The sequence below is a fragment of the Rhizobium sp. NFACC06-2 genome (assembly GCF_900101425.1).
In the GTDB taxonomy this organism is placed as follows: Bacteria; Pseudomonadota; Alphaproteobacteria; order Rhizobiales; family Rhizobiaceae; genus Agrobacterium; species Agrobacterium leguminum.
On sequence record NZ_FMVA01000008.1, the window covers coordinates 35026 to 52877 of the forward strand.

Here is a 17852-nt window from a genome sequence, read left to right on the forward strand (position 1 = left end):
AATCGGGAAACGGGAATCATGAAGCGCAAAGGGCAGTCCATGAAAATCAGGGCGGTATGCCGGGGCGAGGCAAAAAGCCTGCCGGGAAAGACGGCGAAGACGGGAATCTTCAAACATGCCGTGCAGGGCCCGGTCATGGTGGATGCCGAAGGTATCGTCAGCGACGCCGTCTGCAATCGCAAACATCATGGCGGGCCGGATCAGGCGATTTACGTTATGGGGTCCGTCGATCTCGATTTCTGGTCACGCACGCTGGGTTTTGTCGTCGAACCCGGATTTTTCGGCGAAAACCTCGTGCTGGAGGGGGTGGACAGCGCAAAACTCCATGTCGGCGACAGGTTCTCGGCCAGCGAAGTCGTGCTGGAGGTAACCGCCGCCCGCATTCCCTGCGCCACCCTGTCAGCCCGCATCGGCGACCCCGATTTCGCACCGCGCTTCCGGCAGGCGGGCCAGCCGGGTTTTTATTGCCGGGTGCTGAAAGGCGGAATGCTCGCCGCTGGGGAGGATATCGCCTTCGCACCCTATCAGGGAACGAAACTGCCGATACCGACTATTCTCCAGCGCTTCCGCCCCATGCAGCTCGACATGGCTGAACGCACAGCCTATCTCGAAACGCCGCTTGCAAGCCGGTTCCGCGCGATGCTGGAAGCCTAAACCTTTTCCAGACGCGAGGATGGCGTGCATCACGCCATCCTCTTCGATCGGATTATATCAGAACGGGAACTTCATGCCGGGCGGCAGCGGCAGGCCGGCGGTCAGGCCGGCCATCTTTTCCTGCGCCTGCGCTTCGCCCTTTTCCTTGGCGTCCTTGTGGGCAGCAACGATCAGGTCTTCGAGCATTTCCACCTCGTCTTCCTTGAACAGCGAAGGATCGATTTTCAGGCCGCGCATTTCGCCCTTGCCGTTGAGAATGACGGTCACGAGGCCGCCGCCAGCCCTGCCTTCGACTTCAAGGGCGGCGATTTCTTCCTGCACCTTTTCCATCTTGGACTGCATTTCCTTGACCTTGCCCATCATGCCCATGATGTCACGCATGTGCCAATCTCCTGTTCTTTTTGTTTAAAACTCGATGTCGTCGCCGGGAAGGATGTCGCCTTCGCTCGATTCGGCAACCGATGGCGGCGCGATTTCTTCCGCCTCATCCTGTGCGGCGGCACGGATGCGCACGTCGGTGATCTTTGCGCCGGGAAACTGCGCCAGAATGGCGGCAACGTCAGGATCCTGACGCGCATCGACGAGACGGGCATCCCGGGCGTTGCCTTCGGCCTCGACAAGGGTCGGCTCGCCCTGTTCCTTGCTGAGGCTGATGATCCAGTGGATACCGGTCCATTCCTTGAGCTTGACGCCAAGTTCGCCGGGAAGCGATCCGGGAGCGCCTTCGCCGAGGCGCATATCAAGTCGGCCGGGCTCCAGCCGCACCAGCCGCACAAAGTTGCGCACTTTGGCCCGCATGACGGGATCGCGGTTCTTCTGGCAGAGATCGGCAATATCCTGCACCGAATTGACGGGAACCTTCGGCTCCGGCCGCTCTTCGGTTTTCGGTGCCGCGACCTGCATCTCCTGCGGGCGGCTGTCCGGAACAGCGCGCAGCACGGCGGCGGTCTGTGGCGTCGCCTGGCGCTGGGCGGGAAGATCGAGAGGTCTTCCAGCGGCTACGGTCTGTCCTGATGAATAAGCGCGCGCACCGCCGCCATTGCCGCCACCCGAAGGTCCGCCGTTGGCGTAGCCGCCGTCACCGTTCGAAAGCTCCGCCAAGCGCCGTGCGGCATCTTCAGGTGCGGGCAGATTGGCGGCGTGCGAAAGCCGGATCAGCACCATTTCGGCCGCACCGGCCGGGCGCGAGGCGTTTTCCGTTTCCGGAATGCCCTTCAGCAGCATCTGCCAGATGCGCGACAGCGCGGTCACCGCAATCGTCTCGGCAAATTCCGCACCCCGCACGCGCTCGATCTCGGAAAGCGAGGGATCTTCCGCCGCATCAGGCACATATTTCATGCGGGTGACGAGATGAGTGAAATCGGCAAGATCGTTCAATACGACAACCGGGTTTGCGCCGGCCTCATATTGACCGTTGAATTCCGAAAGGGCCGCCGCAACGTCGCCTTTGACGACATGCTGGAAGAGGTCGACGATGCGCGCCCGGTCGGCAAGGCCGAGCATGCCGCGCACCGCTTCGGCTTCCACGCGCCCGCCGCCATGGGCAATGGCCTGATCGAGCAGGGAAAGGCCGTCACGCGCGGAACCTTCGGCAGCGCGGGCGATCATCGACAGCGCCTGCGGATCGGCCTCGAAACCTTCCTTGCCGGCAATGGCGGTGAACAGGCCGACCAGGTCGGCGGCGCTGATGCGACGCAGATCGAAGCGCTGGCAGCGCGACAGAACGGTGATCGGAACCTTGCGGATTTCGGTGGTCGCGAAGATGAATTTCACATGCTCCGGCGGCTCTTCAAGGGTCTTCAGAAGACCGTTGAAAGCCTGCGTCGAGAGCATGTGCACTTCATCTATGATATAGACCTTGTAACGCGCCGAGACCGGGCGATAGCGCACCTGCTCGATAATCTCGCGAATATCATCGATACCCGTATGGGAGGCGGCGTCCATCTCGATGACGTCGACATGCCGGCCTTCCATGATCGCCTGGCAATGTTCGCCGGGGATACGCAGGTCGATGGTCGGCTTGTCGATGGTGTCGGTCTTGTAGTTCAGCGCGCGGGCGAGAATGCGGGCCGTGGTCGTCTTGCCCACACCGCGAACGCCGGTCAGCATATAGGCCTGCGCGATACGCCCGGTCTCAAACGCATTGGTCAGCGTGCGGACCATCGGCTCCTGGCCGACCATCAGATCGGAAAAATCCTTGGGGCGATATTTGCGTGCCAGTACCCGGTAGCCGGTCCCGACCTGGGATTCGCTTGATGTGGTGGGTACGGTGTCGCTCATTGCCTCGCCAGTTTGTTTTGCCAGTTGTCTTGGGGCGCTGAACTGGCCCGGCGAAAGCTGAGCACGTCTTTTAAAAAAGGTGGGAGGCTGGCACGGCGACCCGTGCCGGGCTCGTTAGGGCTGCTTCCTTCCGGACCTGACCCGGTTGGCGAGTGGCTCGTCCACCACCAACCTCCCGGGGCCACATATCGGCAATATCGACAGCAAATGCAAGCCAAGCCTTCAAAAAACTGCTATCACAATGAAAACAAACATGGAGGACACCTTGGAGACATTCCGGCTGGACGACAGACTGGCGCGCGACAGTGTGCTTGTGACGCGTTTGGGACTATGTGAACTGCGTTTGCAAAACGACAACCGCTGGCCCTGGCTGGTGCTGGTGCCGCAGCGAGACGGTGTCAGTGAACTATTCGATCTCACCCCGCTTGATCAGGCCGTGCTGACATTCGAGACCAATCTCGTCGCGTCTGCCTTGAAAGAAATCACCGGAGCCACCAAGATCAATGTCGGTGCTTTGGGCAATATCGTCCGGCAGCTTCATGTCCATATAATCGCCCGCAATGAAGGCGACACCTGCTGGCCGGGTCCTATCTGGGGTCACGGAACGCCTGTGCCTTATGCCGCGGGCGAAAAGGAAAGTTTGATGAAAAAAATCTCCGGCGCGCTCTGATGATTTCCATGAAAATTTTTGAAACCACTGCCCCCCATCCCGAAGCAAGCCTGCTGACAGCCTTTTCCAAGAACGCCCTCGACCGTTTCGCTGAAAAGCGGACGGAAGAGTGCGTTGCCGATGCGCTGAAAGTAGACGGCACCCATATTTTCGCTTTCTCGGGCAACCGGCTGGTCCTGAAGCATGACGAACAGGTCATCGACCCCCTGTTTTCCGCCTATGAGCTGGCCGAATTGCAGCCGGATTTCGACAATGCCGTGCTGCTCGGATACCGCGAAACCGGCGAGCCGAGAATTGCGGTGCCGGTTGCCGTTGCTGAAGACCAACTGGCGAGCCACTACAAGCTTGCCGACGCCCGCACTCTTTATCGCGACCATCTTCTCGATGAGGAATTGCTGAGCGAGGTCGCCCAGGCCGTCAGCCTCACCCACTGGAACGCCGACAATCGGTTTTGTGGAAAGTGCGGCGGCACCATGGAGCCGCGTATCGGCGGCTATAAGCGTATCTGCGCCGCCTGCAATCACACCATTTTTCCCCGCACGGATCCCGTCGTCATCATGATGACGATCGATATTGAGCGTGATCTTTGCCTGCTTGGCCGCGGTGCGCATTTTGCACCGGGCATGTATTCGTGCCTTGCCGGTTTTGTGGAGCCGGGCGAAACCATCGAGCAGGCCGTCCGCCGCGAAACGCATGAGGAATCCGGCGTCGAAATCGGCCGCGTGCGTTACCATGCGTCGCAGCCCTGGCCGATGCCGCATACGCTGATGATCGGCTGTTATGCCGAGGCACTGTCTTTCGATATTGCCCGCGATGAGATCGAACTGGAGGATTGCCGCTGGTTCACACGGGCGGAAGTCGCCAAGATGCTGGAGACGGCAACGGGTGAGGGCTTTTCCGCGCCTCCCGGCGGCGCCATCGCGCATCGTCTAATGCGCGATTGGGTGGAATGGACGAAATAATCGCGTTCGGCGGGCTCAACCCTGGTTGAGCTTGCCGCGCATCGCATGGCCCTTGTAGACGCCGAGAATGCGAACTTTTTCGGAGAAGAAGCGCAGCTCGTCCAGCGCATGCCGCACCGGCTCGTCATCGGGATGGCCTTCAATATCGGCATAAAACTGCGTCGCCACGAATTTGCCGCCGAGCTGGTAGCTTTCGAGCTTCGTCATGTTGATGCCGTTCGTCGCGAAACCGCCCATGGCCTTGTAGAGCGCGGCCGGAATGTTACGGACGTTGAAGACAAAGGTGGTGACGACGATTTCGTCGCTCGACTGACGCTTGGCCCAGTTTTCATCGCGGGAAAGCACCACGAAACGCGTGACGTTGTTTTCCGAATCCTCGACGTTTTCAGCGAGAATATCGAGGCCGTAGAGATTGGCGGCAAGGCGTGGCGCGAGAGCCGCCATGCTGCGGTCGCCCTTTTCGGACACCAGTCTCGCGGAACCCGCCGTATCGCCGGCGATGACGGGCTTCCAGCCGTTCGAACGGATTATTTTCCGGCACTGGCCAAGCGCGTGAATGTGGCTGTGGACGGTGCGGATTTCATCCTTCTTCACGCCCGGCATCACCATCAACTGGAAGCGGATCGGCATGAAATATTCGCCGATGATGTGCAGGCGCGATTCCGGCAGCAGGTGATGGATATCCGCAACGCGGCCGGCCAGTGTGTTTTCAATCGGGATCATGCCGAGATCGGCTTCGCCGTTTTCAATGGCGTTGAAGGCATCCTCGAATGTCGGGCACGGCAAAGGCTCCATATCCGGGAACATGTCACGGCAGGCCATATCGGAATTCGCGCCGAATTCGCCTTGGAAGGCAATGCGATTTGTGCTCAAGGTCATGGGACTGTCCGTTAGAGGGTTCTGCTTGCGAGGATTTTGCGGGCTTTTTCCAGATCGTGCGGCGTATCGACGCCGAGCGGTACGGAGCTGACGATTTCGGCGTCGATGCGCATCCCCGCTTCCAGCGCGCGCAGTTGTTCCAGCCGCTCGCGTTTTTCCAGCGGCGAGGGCGGCAGGCTCACGAATGTCTCGAGTGCTGCGCGGCGATAGGTATAAAGTCCGATGTGATGATAAAGCGGGCCATCGCCATAAGGGGCGGTGGTGCGGGTAAAATAAAGCGCGCGCAATCGCGATTCGGAAAGTGGGCTGCCCACCACTTTCACCACGTTCGGATTGGTTTTTTCTTCCTCGTCGGTGATTTCGACCGTCAGTGTCGCAATATCGACGGCGGCATTTTCCAGCGGACGCAGCGAAGCGCGGATCGTCTCCGCTTCGATGGTCGGAAGATCGCCCTGGACATTGATGACATATTCCGCCTTGCCATAGGGGTCGGCCTTTTGCAGCGCTTCGAAAATGCGGTCCGAGCCGGATTGGTGGTCGTCGCGGGTCATCATCACGTCGAAACCGGCATTTTTGACAGCCGAAAACACCTGTTCGTCATCGACGGCCACAACGATTCGCTCCGCGCCGGCCTCGCGCGCGCGCAGCGCCACCTGCACGATCATCGGCTTGCCGCCGATGTCGGCGAGCGGCTTGCCCGGCAGGCGCGTGGATGCCATCCGCGCCGGTATGAGGACGACAGCTTTCTCGAAATCCCGATTCTTCATCCGACACCCTTCAAATCCCGCCCGAAAAGTGTCAAAACGTCACGGTGTGGGGAGCATTATTCAAGTTGCGCAGGCTGTGCAAAAGCCATAGCTTTCGAGCAATTTCAAGATGCCCGTTATATCAAGCGGATGCGAGGGAGCGCATATAGATGAATTCTTATGTAAATATGGGCGTTGGGGCGTTGCTTGGCACGGTTTTCGTCCTGATGTCGGTGTCGATTGCGTCTGAGGGCATTTTCCATGCGCCTGCGCCCGAAAAGGAAGGTTACGCCATTGCTGCGGCAGAGGGTGGCGGCGAAGCAGCCGGCGGAGAAACCGCTGCCGCGGCGACGCCGATTGCGCAATTGCTTGCGAGCGCCGATGCAGCCAAGGGCGAGACGGTCTTCAAGAAGTGTACGAGCTGTCATACCGGAGAGAGTGGTGGTGCAAACAAGGTCGGCCCCAATCTCTTCGATATCGTCAACCGGCCGATCGCCAGCCATGAAGGTTTCAGCTACTCCGCAGGGATGAAGGATTTCTCCAAGGGCGGTTCCGTGCATTGGGATTACGATCATCTCAGCTTCTTCCTCGAAGCTCCCAAGAAACACGTTCCCGGCACGGCCATGGGCTTTGCGGGCGTGAAGAAGGAGACGGAACGCGCCGATCTCATCGCCTATCTGCGGACACTGTCGGCAAACCCGGCGCCGCTTCCGGATCCCGCTGCGGCTCCCGCGCCGACAAACTGATCGTTACGATGGTTTCATGAAAAAAGCCCGGCATCGCTGCCGGGCTTTTTATTTTTGCAGCGGCCGATTGCGGCTGCGGCAATGGCGCCTGAAAAATCAGAATCCCTTGCCGCCGCGCAATTCGGAAATCACCGTTCCGACCATGATCTTGATGTCCAGCCAAAGCGAAAAATTGTCGACGTAATAAAGATCGGAGACAATTCGGGCGCGCGCCTTGTCGCTGCGATCCGTCGGGCCGCGCAATCCCCGCATCTGGGCAAGGCCGGTAATGCCCGGCCGCACCCGGTGCCGCATATGGTAGTGCGGCACCAGCTCCTCATAAAGACGGCCGGCCGCCAGCATGCCGATGGCATGGCAGCGGGGCCCGACCAGCGACATATCGCCTTTCAGCACATTCAGAAGCTGCGGTAGTTCGTCGATATTCGTGCGGCGAAGGACCGCGCCGATCCGGGTTATTCTGGGGTCGTTCTTCACCGTTTGCGCCACACCGGTGGCATCGCAAAGATCGGTCCTCATGGAGCGGAATTTATAGACACGGATTTTCCGCCCGTTCATCCCCCAGCGGACCTGCGAAAACAGGACCGGTCCCTTGCTGTCGAGTTTGACCATCACTGCCACGGTGAGCAGCACCGGTGCGAGTGCGACAAGGGCGATGGACGCCCCTGCGATGTCCATCGTTCTTTTGAGCGCGAACTGGCCGCGCAGGAATGCGGAGACGGTTTTTTCCGAAGAGGAAGGTTGCGTTTCCGGCGATTCGAAAGTTGTGGCTGCGGAATAGGAGGCACCGTAAAAAACGGCATGCGATGAGCCTTTAGTACCCAGCATAATATAAAGCCCTGAAAAGTTATTTTGATAGAAGAAAATTAATTTATATGAACGATTAATAATTCATTTACCGTAAAAAGTCATCCGAAATGTAACCGCTCGGGTGCAAATGGCAATCTACGGTTAATGCGACTGCACGCGGATGTTGCAGGGCCGGGATCCTCTCCGCCCGTGGCTGCGGAGAAGGCCTGTCCTATGGAACCAAAACCTGCAAAATCGGGAATTTTCGTGCAGCGCTGGCGAAACGCCAGCGGCCCTGAGAGCAGCGCCTTTCGACCACTCTAAGCCGTCAGTTTCCCATCAGAATATCGAGCAGGGTCGTCTGCTTCGGTCCGGATGGCGCCTGACCGCCGATATCTGCGGGTGGTACAGGCCCGTTACCGGCTGAATAGCCGGGTTCGATATCGCGGGAAGGGATATTTGCCGGCGGCATCGGCACAACGGGCTGATTCGGATTCGGCGCAACCGGGGCTTCGGGATAGGCGCGCGTATCCACCGTTCCGCCGCCGAGCGCATTGGAAATGATATCGCCGATGGAGGAGGGCGCGCTTTCCGGCGCTGGCTGCTGCATTTCTCCAAGTGGCGGCACGCCGCCTGCGCCAAGCCCGAAGAGCGGCGAGGGCGAGAGCCCCGAATGGGCGGCGGTCATGAAATCTTTCCAGGCCTTTGCGGGAAGCCCGCCGCCGGTGACCTTCTTCATCGATGTGCCGTCGTCATTGCCGAACCAGACGCCGGTGGTCAGGTTGCTTGTGTAGCCGACAAAAAGGGCGTCGCGGAACGATTGCGTCGTGCCGGATTTTCCTGCCGCCTGCCAGCCCTGCAGCCGTGCCGCCTTGCCGGTGCCTTCGGTGATGACACGCGACAGCATGCTGTTCATGGTCGCGGCGATCTCTTCGCTCAGGACGCGCGGCGGGTTGTCGTATTTGTTTTCATAAAGCACCTTGCCATCCGCATCGGTGATGCGTTTGACGATATGCGGCGTCGCCTTGTAGCCGCCGTTCATGAAGGGGGCGTAGGAGGCCGTCAGCTCCATCAGCGACACTTCCGAGGTGCCGAGCGCGATGGAGGCATTGTTCTGCAGCTCGGATTCGATGCCCATGCGATGCGCCACCTGGGTCACACGATCCGGACCCACTTCCATCACCAGCTGCGCGGCAATGGTGTTCAGCGAATTGGCGAGCGCGGTGGCGAGCGTCACTTCGCCTCGATATTTCTTCTCGTAATTTTCCGGGGTCCAGTTGCCGATACGCACCGGCGCGTCGTTACGAACGGTATAGGGCGTGAGCCCGGATTCGAGTGCGGCGACGTAAACGAAGGGCTTGAATGCGGAGCCGGGTTGCCGTTTTGCCTTGGCGGCGCGGTTGAACTGGCTTTCGGCATAATCCGCCCCGCCCACCACGGCCCGGATCGCGCCCGTGCCATCGATGGAAACCAGCGCCGCCTGCGAAGCGCCCTGCTTCTTGCCGTCGCCTTGCAGCACGTGGGTCAGCGCCTTTTCGGCGTCGCGCTCGAGATTGGGGTCGATGGTCGTATCGACGACGATGTCCTGCTTGACCTCGCCAACGAGGTTGCGCACTTCTTCCAGCACCATATCGGCGGCGTAGTGTTCGGCGCCAGACCAGAAACGTTTCGCCTTGGTCGGCGGCTGAGACATGGCGGTCTTGATTTCATCGTCGGTGATGAAGCCGACATCGCGCATGGATTGCAGCACGACCTGCGCCCGTTCTTCCGCCGCCTGCGGATCGCGCGCCGGCGAAAGGCGCGAGGGCGCTTTAAGAAGTCCGGCCAGCATCGCCGCCTCGCCCAGATTGACGTCGCGCGCGGATTTGTTGAAGTAGCGCCGCGAGGCCGCCTCGACACCATAGGCATTGGAACCGAAATAGACGCGATTGAGATACATCGCGAGAATCTGGTCCTTGGTGAACTCATGCTCCAGCCAGAAGGACAACAGCACTTCCTGAACCTTGCGTTCCAGCGTGCGATCCGGCGAGAGGAACAGGTTTTTCGCGAGCTGCTGCGTCAGCGTCGAGCCGCCCTGCACGGTTCGCCCCGTCAGAACATTCGTGACGATGGCGCGTCCGAGACCGAGCGGATCGACCCCGAAATGCGAATAAAACCGCCGGTCCTCGATCGCCATGACGGCCTGCGGAATATAGGGCGACATATCTTCCAGCGCGAGCGCCTCGCCGCCGGTGGTGCCGCGATTGGCCAGCACGCTGCCATTCACCGAAACGATCTTCACATTCGGCGGGCGTTCGGGAATGGACCAGCTGCTGGCGCTCGGCATGCGCGCGCCGTAATAGAGAACGAGACCTGCAACACCGATGCCGCCCCAGATGCCGAGTACGATGCACCAATAGACGAGGGAGCGAATGAAGCCCGTCGCGCCGCGGCCCGAGCTGCGGGTGCGCTTTTCTTTTTTTCTGGATTTGGTGCGGCCGGATGTCGGCTTCGGTTTTCCGGCTTGCTGCTTTGTGGTTCCGCTGATGCGCTCGTTGGCGTCGAGGCGCAGGTCATCACCGGATTCGTGGAAATCCCCGAAGGAGGGTTCTACCCGTTCGCGTGATTTACCCTTGCCTGCCATCCAGCCGAAGTCGCTCCTATTTGCGAAACCGCGCGCATCCCTTGCGGGTTTTCAGACTTCTATGCCTGCGCGATCCTTAATCCAGGATGAAGAGTTTAAATGCGGCAATTTAAGGCGGGGTTAAGTCCTCGCCGGATCAAATCGGCGTCATTGGCAGACGTCGACCCATTCCGCTCCCGTCAATTCGGCCATCACCTCCGGCGAAATCTTCACCGCCGCATTGGTGGCGCCGGCCGCGGGAACCACCTCATGATAGTTTTTCAGGGAGACATCGCAAAACACCGGAAGCGGGGAGGGCAGGCCGAAAGGGCACACGCCGCCGATCGGATGGCTGGTCACCGCAACCACCTCTTCCGGTCCGAGCATGCGCGGCTTTGCGCCGAAATGATCGCGGAATTTGCGGTTGTCGAGCCGCTTCGTGCCGGCGGCGACGACGAGAAGAATGGTTTCACCCGCTTTCAGGCAAATGGTTTTCGCAATCTGGTCGGGGTCGACACCATGCGCTTCAGCGGCCAGCGCAACCGTCGCAGAACTCGTTTCGGTTTCGATCACGGCAACCTCGGGCGACTTTTCGGTGAAAAAGGCTCTAACGGATTCGATGGACATGCGTATTTATTAGGCGTTGCGCGGAGAAGCTTCAAGTCACCCCGAAACAGCTATGCATTTAGCGCAATGCTGCGCTGCGATGAAACGTCTGTTTTTTAAGCGGCGATCCTGTATCTTCAAATCATCGAAGCGACGCACTCCTCCTCCCAGCGTCGCCCGATTGGACTGACAATACTCCTCCTCCCAATTGTCAGTCAGTTTCAAGAACCCGGCGCACCTCCTCCCGCGCCGGGTTTTTGCTTTTTGGCGTTCCTGTTGTCTGCCTCCCCGCTGAACCCTGACAAGATGGTCGTGTTCAAAGAAACTTGACTTTCAGCCCCTTCCAACCTAGGTACTTCGCCATCGATATTTGTTTGACGACCAGAGCTTCGGCGTCTTTTTAGACGCTCACGACGATCTTTTCCTTCAAATTCGACCCAAGTCCGCACTGCTCGCAGTGCAAATACAATTGCCAACGGAAGGAAATCGTTATGGCGACTGGTACAGTAAAGTGGTTCAACGCAACCAAGGGCTACGGCTTCATTCAGCCTGACGACGGTTCGCAGGACGTATTCGTTCACATCTCCGCTGTTGAGCGCGCTGGTCTGACCGCCCTCAACGACGGCCAGAAGCTCTCCTACGAGCTGATGCAGGATCGTCGCTCGGGCAAGATGTCCGCAGGCAACCTCGTTGCTGCCTGATAAGCGCTTTGGCCCGAAAGGGTCATTCGCATGAATGGAAAGGCCGGATTTTTCCGGCCTTTTTCTTTTGCTGGAAGGGGCTGGACCGGTTGCCCTTGAAAAAGCCGGGTCACATACCAATATAGGGTTCAACAATGCTCCGGACCGGAACTGCCGGGAATGGCGCTTTTAAAAGTGCCGCTGCTGTTGTGTTAACCAAAGATTAACCAAAGCAGCCGATCCTGAGCCGGAAAGCAGCGTCGATATATTTGACGCGCTCTGGAGCATCAGACCGTTTGAACGCTTTGACCACGGATGTACTGGCATTGACGGAAAACGGATGGAAAGGTCGGGCTTGCCCGGCCTTTTTGTTTATGTGCCGAGGAGGTGCCGAATATTCGGCACCTCCTCCTTATTTTCAGGATTATTTCGCCGCGAGCGCGTCGAGAATACGGACCCAGGAGCGAATGCCCTTGTGGAAGGACTGCAGGTCGTATTTTTCATTCGGCGAATGAATACGGTCATCGGTAAGTCCGAAGCCGACAAGCAGCGAATCCATTCCCAGCATCTTCTGGAAATCGCCGACGATAGGGATCGAGCCACCCATGCCTATGACGACGGCAGGTTTCGGCCACTCTTCCGAAAGCGCGTTTTTGGCTTTGGTCAGCACGGGCGAATCGTAGGACAGCTGGATGGCGGGTGAGCCGCCATGTTCGTGGAACTCCACGGAGCAATCGGCGGGAATCTTCGAGCGCACATAGGCCCGGAAGCTTTCACGAATGGCCGCAGGGTCCTGCTCCCCGACGAGGCGAAAAGACACCTTGGCGGAGGCCTTGGCGGCGATCACGGTCTTGAAACCATCGCCGGTATAGCCGCCGATAATGCCGTTGACTTCCGCCGTCGGCCGCGCCCAGGTCTGCTCCAGCACGGAGCGACCCTTTTCACCCGAGGGAACCGAAAGGCCGACTTCGCCGAGGAAGGCTTCGGCCGTGCGGCCCAGCGTCTCCCAGGATGCCTTGATGTTGGCTGGGGTTTCTTCCACGCCGTCATAAAAGCCGGAAAGCGTCACCCGGCCGGTCTCGTCATGCAGGCCGGCGAGAATATCGGTGAGGATGTGAATGGGGTTTGCCGCCGCTCCACCGAATAGACCGGAATGCAGATCGCGGTCGGCCGCGGTGATGACGACTTCTTCGCCGACCAGGCCGCGAAGGGCTGCGGCAATGGCGGGCGTATCCCGGTCCCACATGCCGGTATCGCAGACCAGCGCATAATCGGCCTTCAGTTCTTCCGCATTGGCTTCGAGGAAAGGCTTCAGCGACGGCGAGCCGGATTCTTCTTCGCCTTCAAAAAGAATGGTGACGCGCACCGGCAGGCCGCCCTTGACAGCCTTGTACGCCCGGCAGGCCTCCACGAAGGTCATCAGCTGGCCCTTGTCGTCTGCCGTTCCGCGTCCGGTAATCACCTGCCGGCCGGCGCCGATATCCTTGACCGCGGGTTCGAACGGATCGTTTTCCCAAAGCTCGAGCGGATCGACCGGCTGGACGTCATAATGGCCGTAGAAAAGCACATGCGGCGCGTCTTTGGTGGCCGCATCGTGATGCGCCACGACCATGGGGTGGCCGGCGGTATCGCGCACGGAGGCCGTAAAGCCGAGCGCCGAAAGCGTTCTGACCAGCCACTCCGCCGCCTTGCGGCATTCCGCCTTGTAAGCGGGGTCCGTCGAAATCGACGGAATGCGTACGAGCTCGAACAGTCGCTCAAGGCTGGAGGTGAGATTATCGTCGGCGGTGGAAAGAATGGGGGAAACGTCTGTCATCGCTGATCCTGTCATGTCTGTCGTGACCCGGCGATAAGACGAAACATCCGGGCATCGCGCATCGCGGGAAACAAGGGGGCCGGCGCGTCGTGAATCGGCAAACGTGCGGCCGGCGGAACGATAGAGCAGTTCAGGGAAAGTGCGAAGCGGTTTCGGGATGTAAATACTATTTCGCTTTTTTGGCGCTTTCGATCGCCCGGCGCATATATTCCAGCAGAAGCTGCCTCTCGAAACGCCGGAAATCCTTGAGCAGCGCGTCTTCGGTGGCTTCGGAGGCGGCAATGGCGTTGGCTTCCAGATCCCTGCCGCGCTGGGTCAGTTCGATGATCTGGGCACGGCGGTCGCTGGGATGGGATTTGCGGACGATCAGCCCGTCGCGCTCCATGCGCGAGAGCGTATTGGCGAGCGTCGCCTGTTCGACATCGATTCTATCCAGCAATTGCCTCTGGGTCAGGCCGTCCTCATGCCAGAGTTCGATGAGGATGGGGAATTGTCCGGGCGAGAAACCCAGGGCGGCGGCTCTTTTCTGCAGCGCCATGGTGAATTCCCGCGCCATTTTCGAAGCGAGATAGATTGCCGATTCGTCCCGGGAAAAACCCATTTTTCCGCCCATAAAGCATCACGGCCGGCTAAGCCCGGCAAGTCGATAGCGCGATATATATCGCATGATATGTTTAGGCCAGCCTAAACAGGGCGCAAAATAAAACCGCCACGGCCGGGAGGGGTCGGCCATGGCGGTCATATTGGAGGACAAAGGCCCGGAGAGGGGGAAAGGCCTTTGTCCGGTCTGACGCGGCGGGGGACGAGCCAGCTATCAGACTACGGCGTGATCAGGCGCCGTCCCTTATGAAATGTGTCTGCAAATGCGGCTTTTCAAGGGAAGGGCGGATTACAAATCGGTAAGGTGAAGCGATGTTCAGGCACGCTCGTCATTTTTGTGTCTTGCGCGCATTGCAATCGCGAAATTGGCTGCACCGGCGAGCAGCACGAAGAAAACGAAGAACACAAGCTGATCACCAATGTCGCCCAAAGGGTGGAGGACCAATAGAAGGAACGCGGCAATGACTGCTGAGTTAAGGAAATGGAACTCCGCAGTTCCATGGATACTGCGTTCCAAGTCAAGGGTTTCCGGAAAAAAGCAGCGCAAACCCTTGCTTGCCAGAAGATAAAGCGGCGCCACAAGAGCTTTCTGAAAAATCGTCGTTGCCTGATCGCCTTGTAACCACGATGCGGTCGCGACGATGGCAGTGAGAAGAACTACTCCAAAATAGGCTTTAATTATCGAATCTTTGGACATCGGCTTTTCCCTAGAAATCATCAAAGATATAGCCTCGCATCTGATCTCGACGATAGACCTTTCGCCTTCGGCGCGCTATCCATGCTACCCATGAAAAAAGGCGATCATCTCTTCCTCGTTGACGGTTCCGGTTTCATTTTCCGGGCCTTCCATGCAATCCCGCCGCTGAACCGCAAGTCGGACGGGCTGCCGGTCAACGCCGTCTCCGGTTTCTGCAACATGTTGTGGAAGCTGCTGAAGGATGCGCGCAATACGGATGTCGGCGTGACGCCGACCCATTTTGCGGTGATTTTCGACTATTCGTCGAAGACCTTCCGCAACGAGCTTTATGATCTCTACAAGGCCAATCGCACCGCGCCGCCGGAAGATCTGGTGCCGCAATTCGGCCTGATCCGCGAAGCGACGCGCGCCTTCAATCTTCCCTGCATCGAGACGGAAGGTTTCGAGGCGGACGATATCATTGCCACTTATGCCCGGCAGGCCGAGGCGATCGGCGCCGATGTCACCATCATCTCGTCCGACAAGGATCTGATGCAGCTCGTGACAGCCAATGTACATATGTACGACGCCATGAAGGACAAGCAGATCGGCGTCCCTGACGTCATCGAAAAATGGGGCGTCGGCCCGGAAAAGATGATCGACCTGCAGGCGATGACCGGCGATTCCACCGACAATGTCCCGGGCATTCCCGGCATCGGGCCGAAGACGGCGGCGCAATTGCTGGAGGAATATGGCGATCTCGATACGCTTCTGGCGCGGGCAGGGGAAATCAAGCAGCAGAAACGCCGGGAAAACATCATCGCCAATGCCGATCTTGCCCGTATTTCCAGGCAGCTCGTGGCGCTCAGAACCGATGTGCCGCTGCAGCAGACCCTCGAAGAACTGGTGCTGGAACCGCAGAATGGCCCGAAGCTCATTGCCTTCCTGAAGGCGATGGAGTTCACGACGCTGACCCGCCGTGTTGCCGAAGCCACGGAAACGGATGCCTCGGCCGTCGACGCTGCCACCGTGCCGGTGCAATGGGGCGCCGATGCCCATGGCCCTGATCTCGATGCGCCCGCCACCGCTGCGGCTGGTGACGTGTCTCCGGAGGCAAACAATACGCCGGCTTCGGCCGCCGCTCCCGCAAGAAACATGGTGGGTGAAGGCAGCGCGCCCGCCGATCTCGCTATGGCCCGACAGGCGCTTTTTGCTGCCGCCAAGATCGATACCACCACCTACACGACGATCAGGGATCTCGCGACGCTGGATCGCTGGATTGCCGCCGCCCGGGAGACAGGCGTCGTCGCCTTCGATACGGAAACGACCTCGCTTGACCCGATGCAGGCCGAACTTGTCGGTTTTTCGCTGGCCATTGCCGATAATGGCAAGGATGCCTCGGGTACGGATATCCGCGCCGCCTATGTTCCCTTGACCCACAAGACCGGCTCAGGTGGCGATCTCTTCAGTGATGGCATCAAGCTCGCCGAAGGGCAGGTGCCCTTTGCCGAAGCTCTGGCGCGTCTGAAGGACATGCTTGAGGACGAGGCTGTCCTCAAGGTCGCGCAGAACCTCAAATACGATTACCTGCTGATGAAACGCCATGGCGTCGTCATGCAGAGCTTCGACGACACGATGCTGATTTCCTATGTGCTTGAGGCCGGTAAGGCCACACATGGCATGGATTCCCTGTCCGAACGCTGGCTCGGCCACACGCCCATTGCCTATAAGGACGTGGCGGGATCGGGCAAGTCGAGCGTCACCTTCGATTTTGTCGATATCGACAGGGCGACCGCTTATGCGGCGGAAGATGCCGATGTCACCCTGCGGCTCTGGATGGCACTGAAGCCGAGGCTCGTCTCCGAACGGCTGACCAAGGTCTATGAACGGCTGGAACGCCCCCTCGTGCCGGTTCTGGCGCATATGGAGGAGCGTGGCATCACCGTGGACCGGCAGATTCTGTCGCGCCTTTCGGGCGAACTCGCCCAGAAGGCCGCGAGCTTCGAAGAGGAAATCTACGAGCTGGCAGGCGAGCGTTTCAACATCGGTTCGCCGAAGCAGCTCGGCGATATCCTGTTCGGCAAGATGGGCTTGGCCGGCGGTTCCAAGACCAAGACCGGCCAATGGTCGACATCGGCGCAGGTGCTGGAGGATCTCGCAGCGGAAGGTGTGGAACTGCCACGCAAGATCGTCGACTGGCGGCAGCTGACCAAGCTGAAATCCACCTATACGGATGCGCTGCCCGGTTATATCCATCCCGAAACGAAGCGGGTGCACACCTCTTACGCGCTCGCCTCCACCACCACGGGGCGTTTGTCCTCATCGGAGCCGAACCTTCAGAACATCCCGGTCCGCACGGCCGAAGGCCGCAAGATTCGCACGGCCTTCATCACCACGCCCGGACACAAGCTTCTGTCGGCAGACTACAGCCAGATCGAACTGCGTGTACTTGCCCATGTTGCCGATATCCCGCAGCTTAGAAACGCTTTCGAAAATGGCATCGACATTCATGCGATGACCGCATCGGAAATGTTCGGCGTGCCGGTGGAAGGCATGCCCTCGGAAGTGCGCCGCCGCGCCAAGGCCATTAACTTCGGTATCATTTACGGTATTTCCGCTTTTGGCCTCGCCAACCAGCTCAGCATCGCCCGCTCGGAGGCGGGGGACTATATCAAGAAATACTTCGAGCGTTTTCCCGGCATTCGCGATTACATGGAAGCGACCAAGGCGTTCGCGCGCGAAAACGGCTATGTCGAAACGATTTTCGGCCGCCGTGCGCACTATCCGGAAATCCGCTCTTCCAACCCGTCGGTGAAAGCCTTCAACGAACGCGCGGCCATCAACGCGCCGATCCAGGGCTCGGCCGCCGATATCATCCGCCGGGCCATGGTCCGCATCGAGCCTGCGCTGGAGGCCGAAAAGCTTTCCGCCCGCATGCTTTTGCAGGTGCATGACGAACTCATCTTCGAAGTCGAGGAAGCGGAAATCGAAAAGACCTTGCCGGTCGTCGTCTCCGTCATGGAAAATGCGGCCATGCCGGCGATTTCCATGAGGGTGCCGCTCAAGGTGGATGCCCGTGCGGCTGACAATTGGGATGAGGCGCATTGATCGGTCACTGACCGGCGGATGTCATTGCTTTGTCGCGTGCG

At 59.3% G+C, this 17852-nt stretch carries 16 protein-coding genes and 1 other RNA gene; 6 read left to right on the forward strand and 11 right to left on the reverse strand.

What is annotated here, in order from left to right; translation table 11 throughout:
* Positions 1–18: 18 nt before the first annotated feature.
* Positions 19–654, forward strand: coding sequence for an MOSC domain-containing protein (locus F3H58_RS14835; RefSeq protein WP_188128929.1), 636 nt, complete (start codon positions 19–21; stop codon positions 652–654).
* A 57-nt stretch (positions 655–711) separates the two neighbouring features.
* Here the strand turns inward: F3H58_RS14835 and F3H58_RS14840 are convergent, their stop codons facing one another.
* The 3 genes from F3H58_RS14840 to ffs all read right to left on the reverse strand — a co-directional run bounded on the left by F3H58_RS14840 (position 712) and on the right by ffs (position 3110).
* Entirely contained in the window at positions 712–1035 is a 324-nt protein-coding gene (locus tag F3H58_RS14840) for a YbaB/EbfC family nucleoid-associated protein (RefSeq protein ID WP_149742727.1), read from the reverse strand.
* Positions 1036–1059: 24 nt separating this feature from the next.
* Entirely contained in the window at positions 1060–2934 is a 1875-nt protein-coding gene (locus tag F3H58_RS14845; RefSeq protein ID WP_149742728.1) for a DNA polymerase III subunit gamma/tau, read from the reverse strand.
* A gap of 79 nt (positions 2935–3013) precedes the next feature.
* Positions 3014–3110, reverse strand: an RNA gene (gene ffs / locus F3H58_RS14850) — signal recognition particle sRNA small type.
* A gap of 65 nt (positions 3111–3175) precedes the next feature.
* On the opposite strand from ffs, the gene F3H58_RS14855 reads away from it, so the two are divergent.
* Positions 3176–3604 (forward strand): HIT domain-containing protein, encoded by a 429-nt coding sequence (locus tag F3H58_RS14855; protein WP_065654787.1) that lies wholly within the window; start codon positions 3176–3178, stop codon positions 3602–3604.
* Positions 3604–4566 carry an NAD(+) diphosphatase gene (gene nudC / locus F3H58_RS14860; protein ID WP_149742729.1) on the forward strand — a complete coding sequence of 321 codons (963 nt, stop codon included), beginning with the start codon at positions 3604–3606 and terminating at the stop codon, positions 4564–4566. Before F3H58_RS14855 ends, nudC begins: the two co-directional genes overlap by 1 nt.
* A gap of 15 nt (positions 4567–4581) precedes the next feature.
* On the opposite strand, the gene F3H58_RS14865 is transcribed toward nudC, so the two are convergent.
* Positions 4582–5445 carry a prephenate dehydratase gene (locus tag F3H58_RS14865; RefSeq protein ID WP_003524315.1) on the reverse strand — a complete coding sequence of 288 codons (864 nt, stop codon included), beginning with the start codon at positions 5443–5445 and terminating at the stop codon, positions 4582–4584.
* Positions 5446–5456: 11 nt separating this feature from the next.
* Positions 5457–6212, reverse strand: coding sequence for a 3-deoxy-manno-octulosonate cytidylyltransferase (locus F3H58_RS14870; protein ID WP_059758939.1), 756 nt, complete (start codon positions 6210–6212; stop codon positions 5457–5459).
* Between the two features lie 149 nt (positions 6213–6361).
* On the opposite strand from F3H58_RS14870, the gene F3H58_RS14875 reads away from it, so the two are divergent.
* Positions 6362–6937 (forward strand): c-type cytochrome, encoded by a 576-nt coding sequence (locus F3H58_RS14875; RefSeq protein WP_065654785.1) that lies wholly within the window; start codon positions 6362–6364, stop codon positions 6935–6937.
* Positions 6938–7033: 96 nt separating this feature from the next.
* Here the strand turns inward: F3H58_RS14875 and F3H58_RS14880 are convergent, their stop codons facing one another.
* The 3 genes from F3H58_RS14880 to F3H58_RS14890 form a co-directional block, all read right to left on the reverse strand.
* Entirely contained in the window at positions 7034–7762 is a 729-nt protein-coding gene (locus tag F3H58_RS14880; protein ID WP_149742730.1) for a sugar transferase, read from the reverse strand.
* Between the two features lie 289 nt (positions 7763–8051).
* A complete protein-coding gene (locus F3H58_RS14885) occupies positions 8052–10346 on the reverse strand; it encodes a transglycosylase domain-containing protein (protein ID WP_149742731.1) in 2295 nt (764 codons plus the stop codon).
* 147 nt (positions 10347–10493) lie between these two features.
* On the reverse strand, positions 10494–10952 hold the full coding sequence (locus F3H58_RS14890; protein ID WP_065654782.1) for a YbaK/EbsC family protein: 459 nt from the start codon (positions 10950–10952) through the stop codon (positions 10494–10496).
* A gap of 470 nt (positions 10953–11422) precedes the next feature.
* Between F3H58_RS14890 and F3H58_RS14900 the strand changes: the two genes are divergently transcribed.
* Entirely contained in the window at positions 11423–11632 is a 210-nt protein-coding gene (locus tag F3H58_RS14900; RefSeq protein WP_003492998.1) for a cold-shock protein, read from the forward strand.
* 403 nt (positions 11633–12035) lie between these two features.
* On the opposite strand, the gene F3H58_RS14905 is transcribed toward F3H58_RS14900, so the two are convergent.
* The 3 genes from F3H58_RS14905 to F3H58_RS14915 all read right to left on the reverse strand — a co-directional run bounded on the left by F3H58_RS14905 (position 12036) and on the right by F3H58_RS14915 (position 14724).
* On the reverse strand, positions 12036–13427 hold the full coding sequence (locus F3H58_RS14905; RefSeq protein ID WP_149742732.1) for a dipeptidase: 1392 nt from the start codon (positions 13425–13427) through the stop codon (positions 12036–12038).
* Positions 13428–13593: 166 nt separating this feature from the next.
* Positions 13594–14028, reverse strand: a complete 435-nt coding sequence (locus F3H58_RS14910; protein ID WP_035259662.1) for a MarR family winged helix-turn-helix transcriptional regulator — start codon at positions 14026–14028, stop codon at positions 13594–13596.
* A 315-nt stretch (positions 14029–14343) separates the two neighbouring features.
* Positions 14344–14724, reverse strand: coding sequence for a hypothetical protein (locus F3H58_RS14915; protein ID WP_149742733.1), 381 nt, complete (start codon positions 14722–14724; stop codon positions 14344–14346).
* Between the two features lie 90 nt (positions 14725–14814).
* Here F3H58_RS14915 and polA point away from each other — a divergent pair, with 90 nt between their 5' ends.
* Positions 14815–17811 carry a DNA polymerase I gene (gene polA / locus F3H58_RS14920; RefSeq protein WP_149742868.1) on the forward strand — a complete coding sequence of 999 codons (2997 nt, stop codon included), beginning with the start codon at positions 14815–14817 and terminating at the stop codon, positions 17809–17811.
* The last annotated feature ends 41 nt before the right edge of the window (positions 17812–17852 follow it).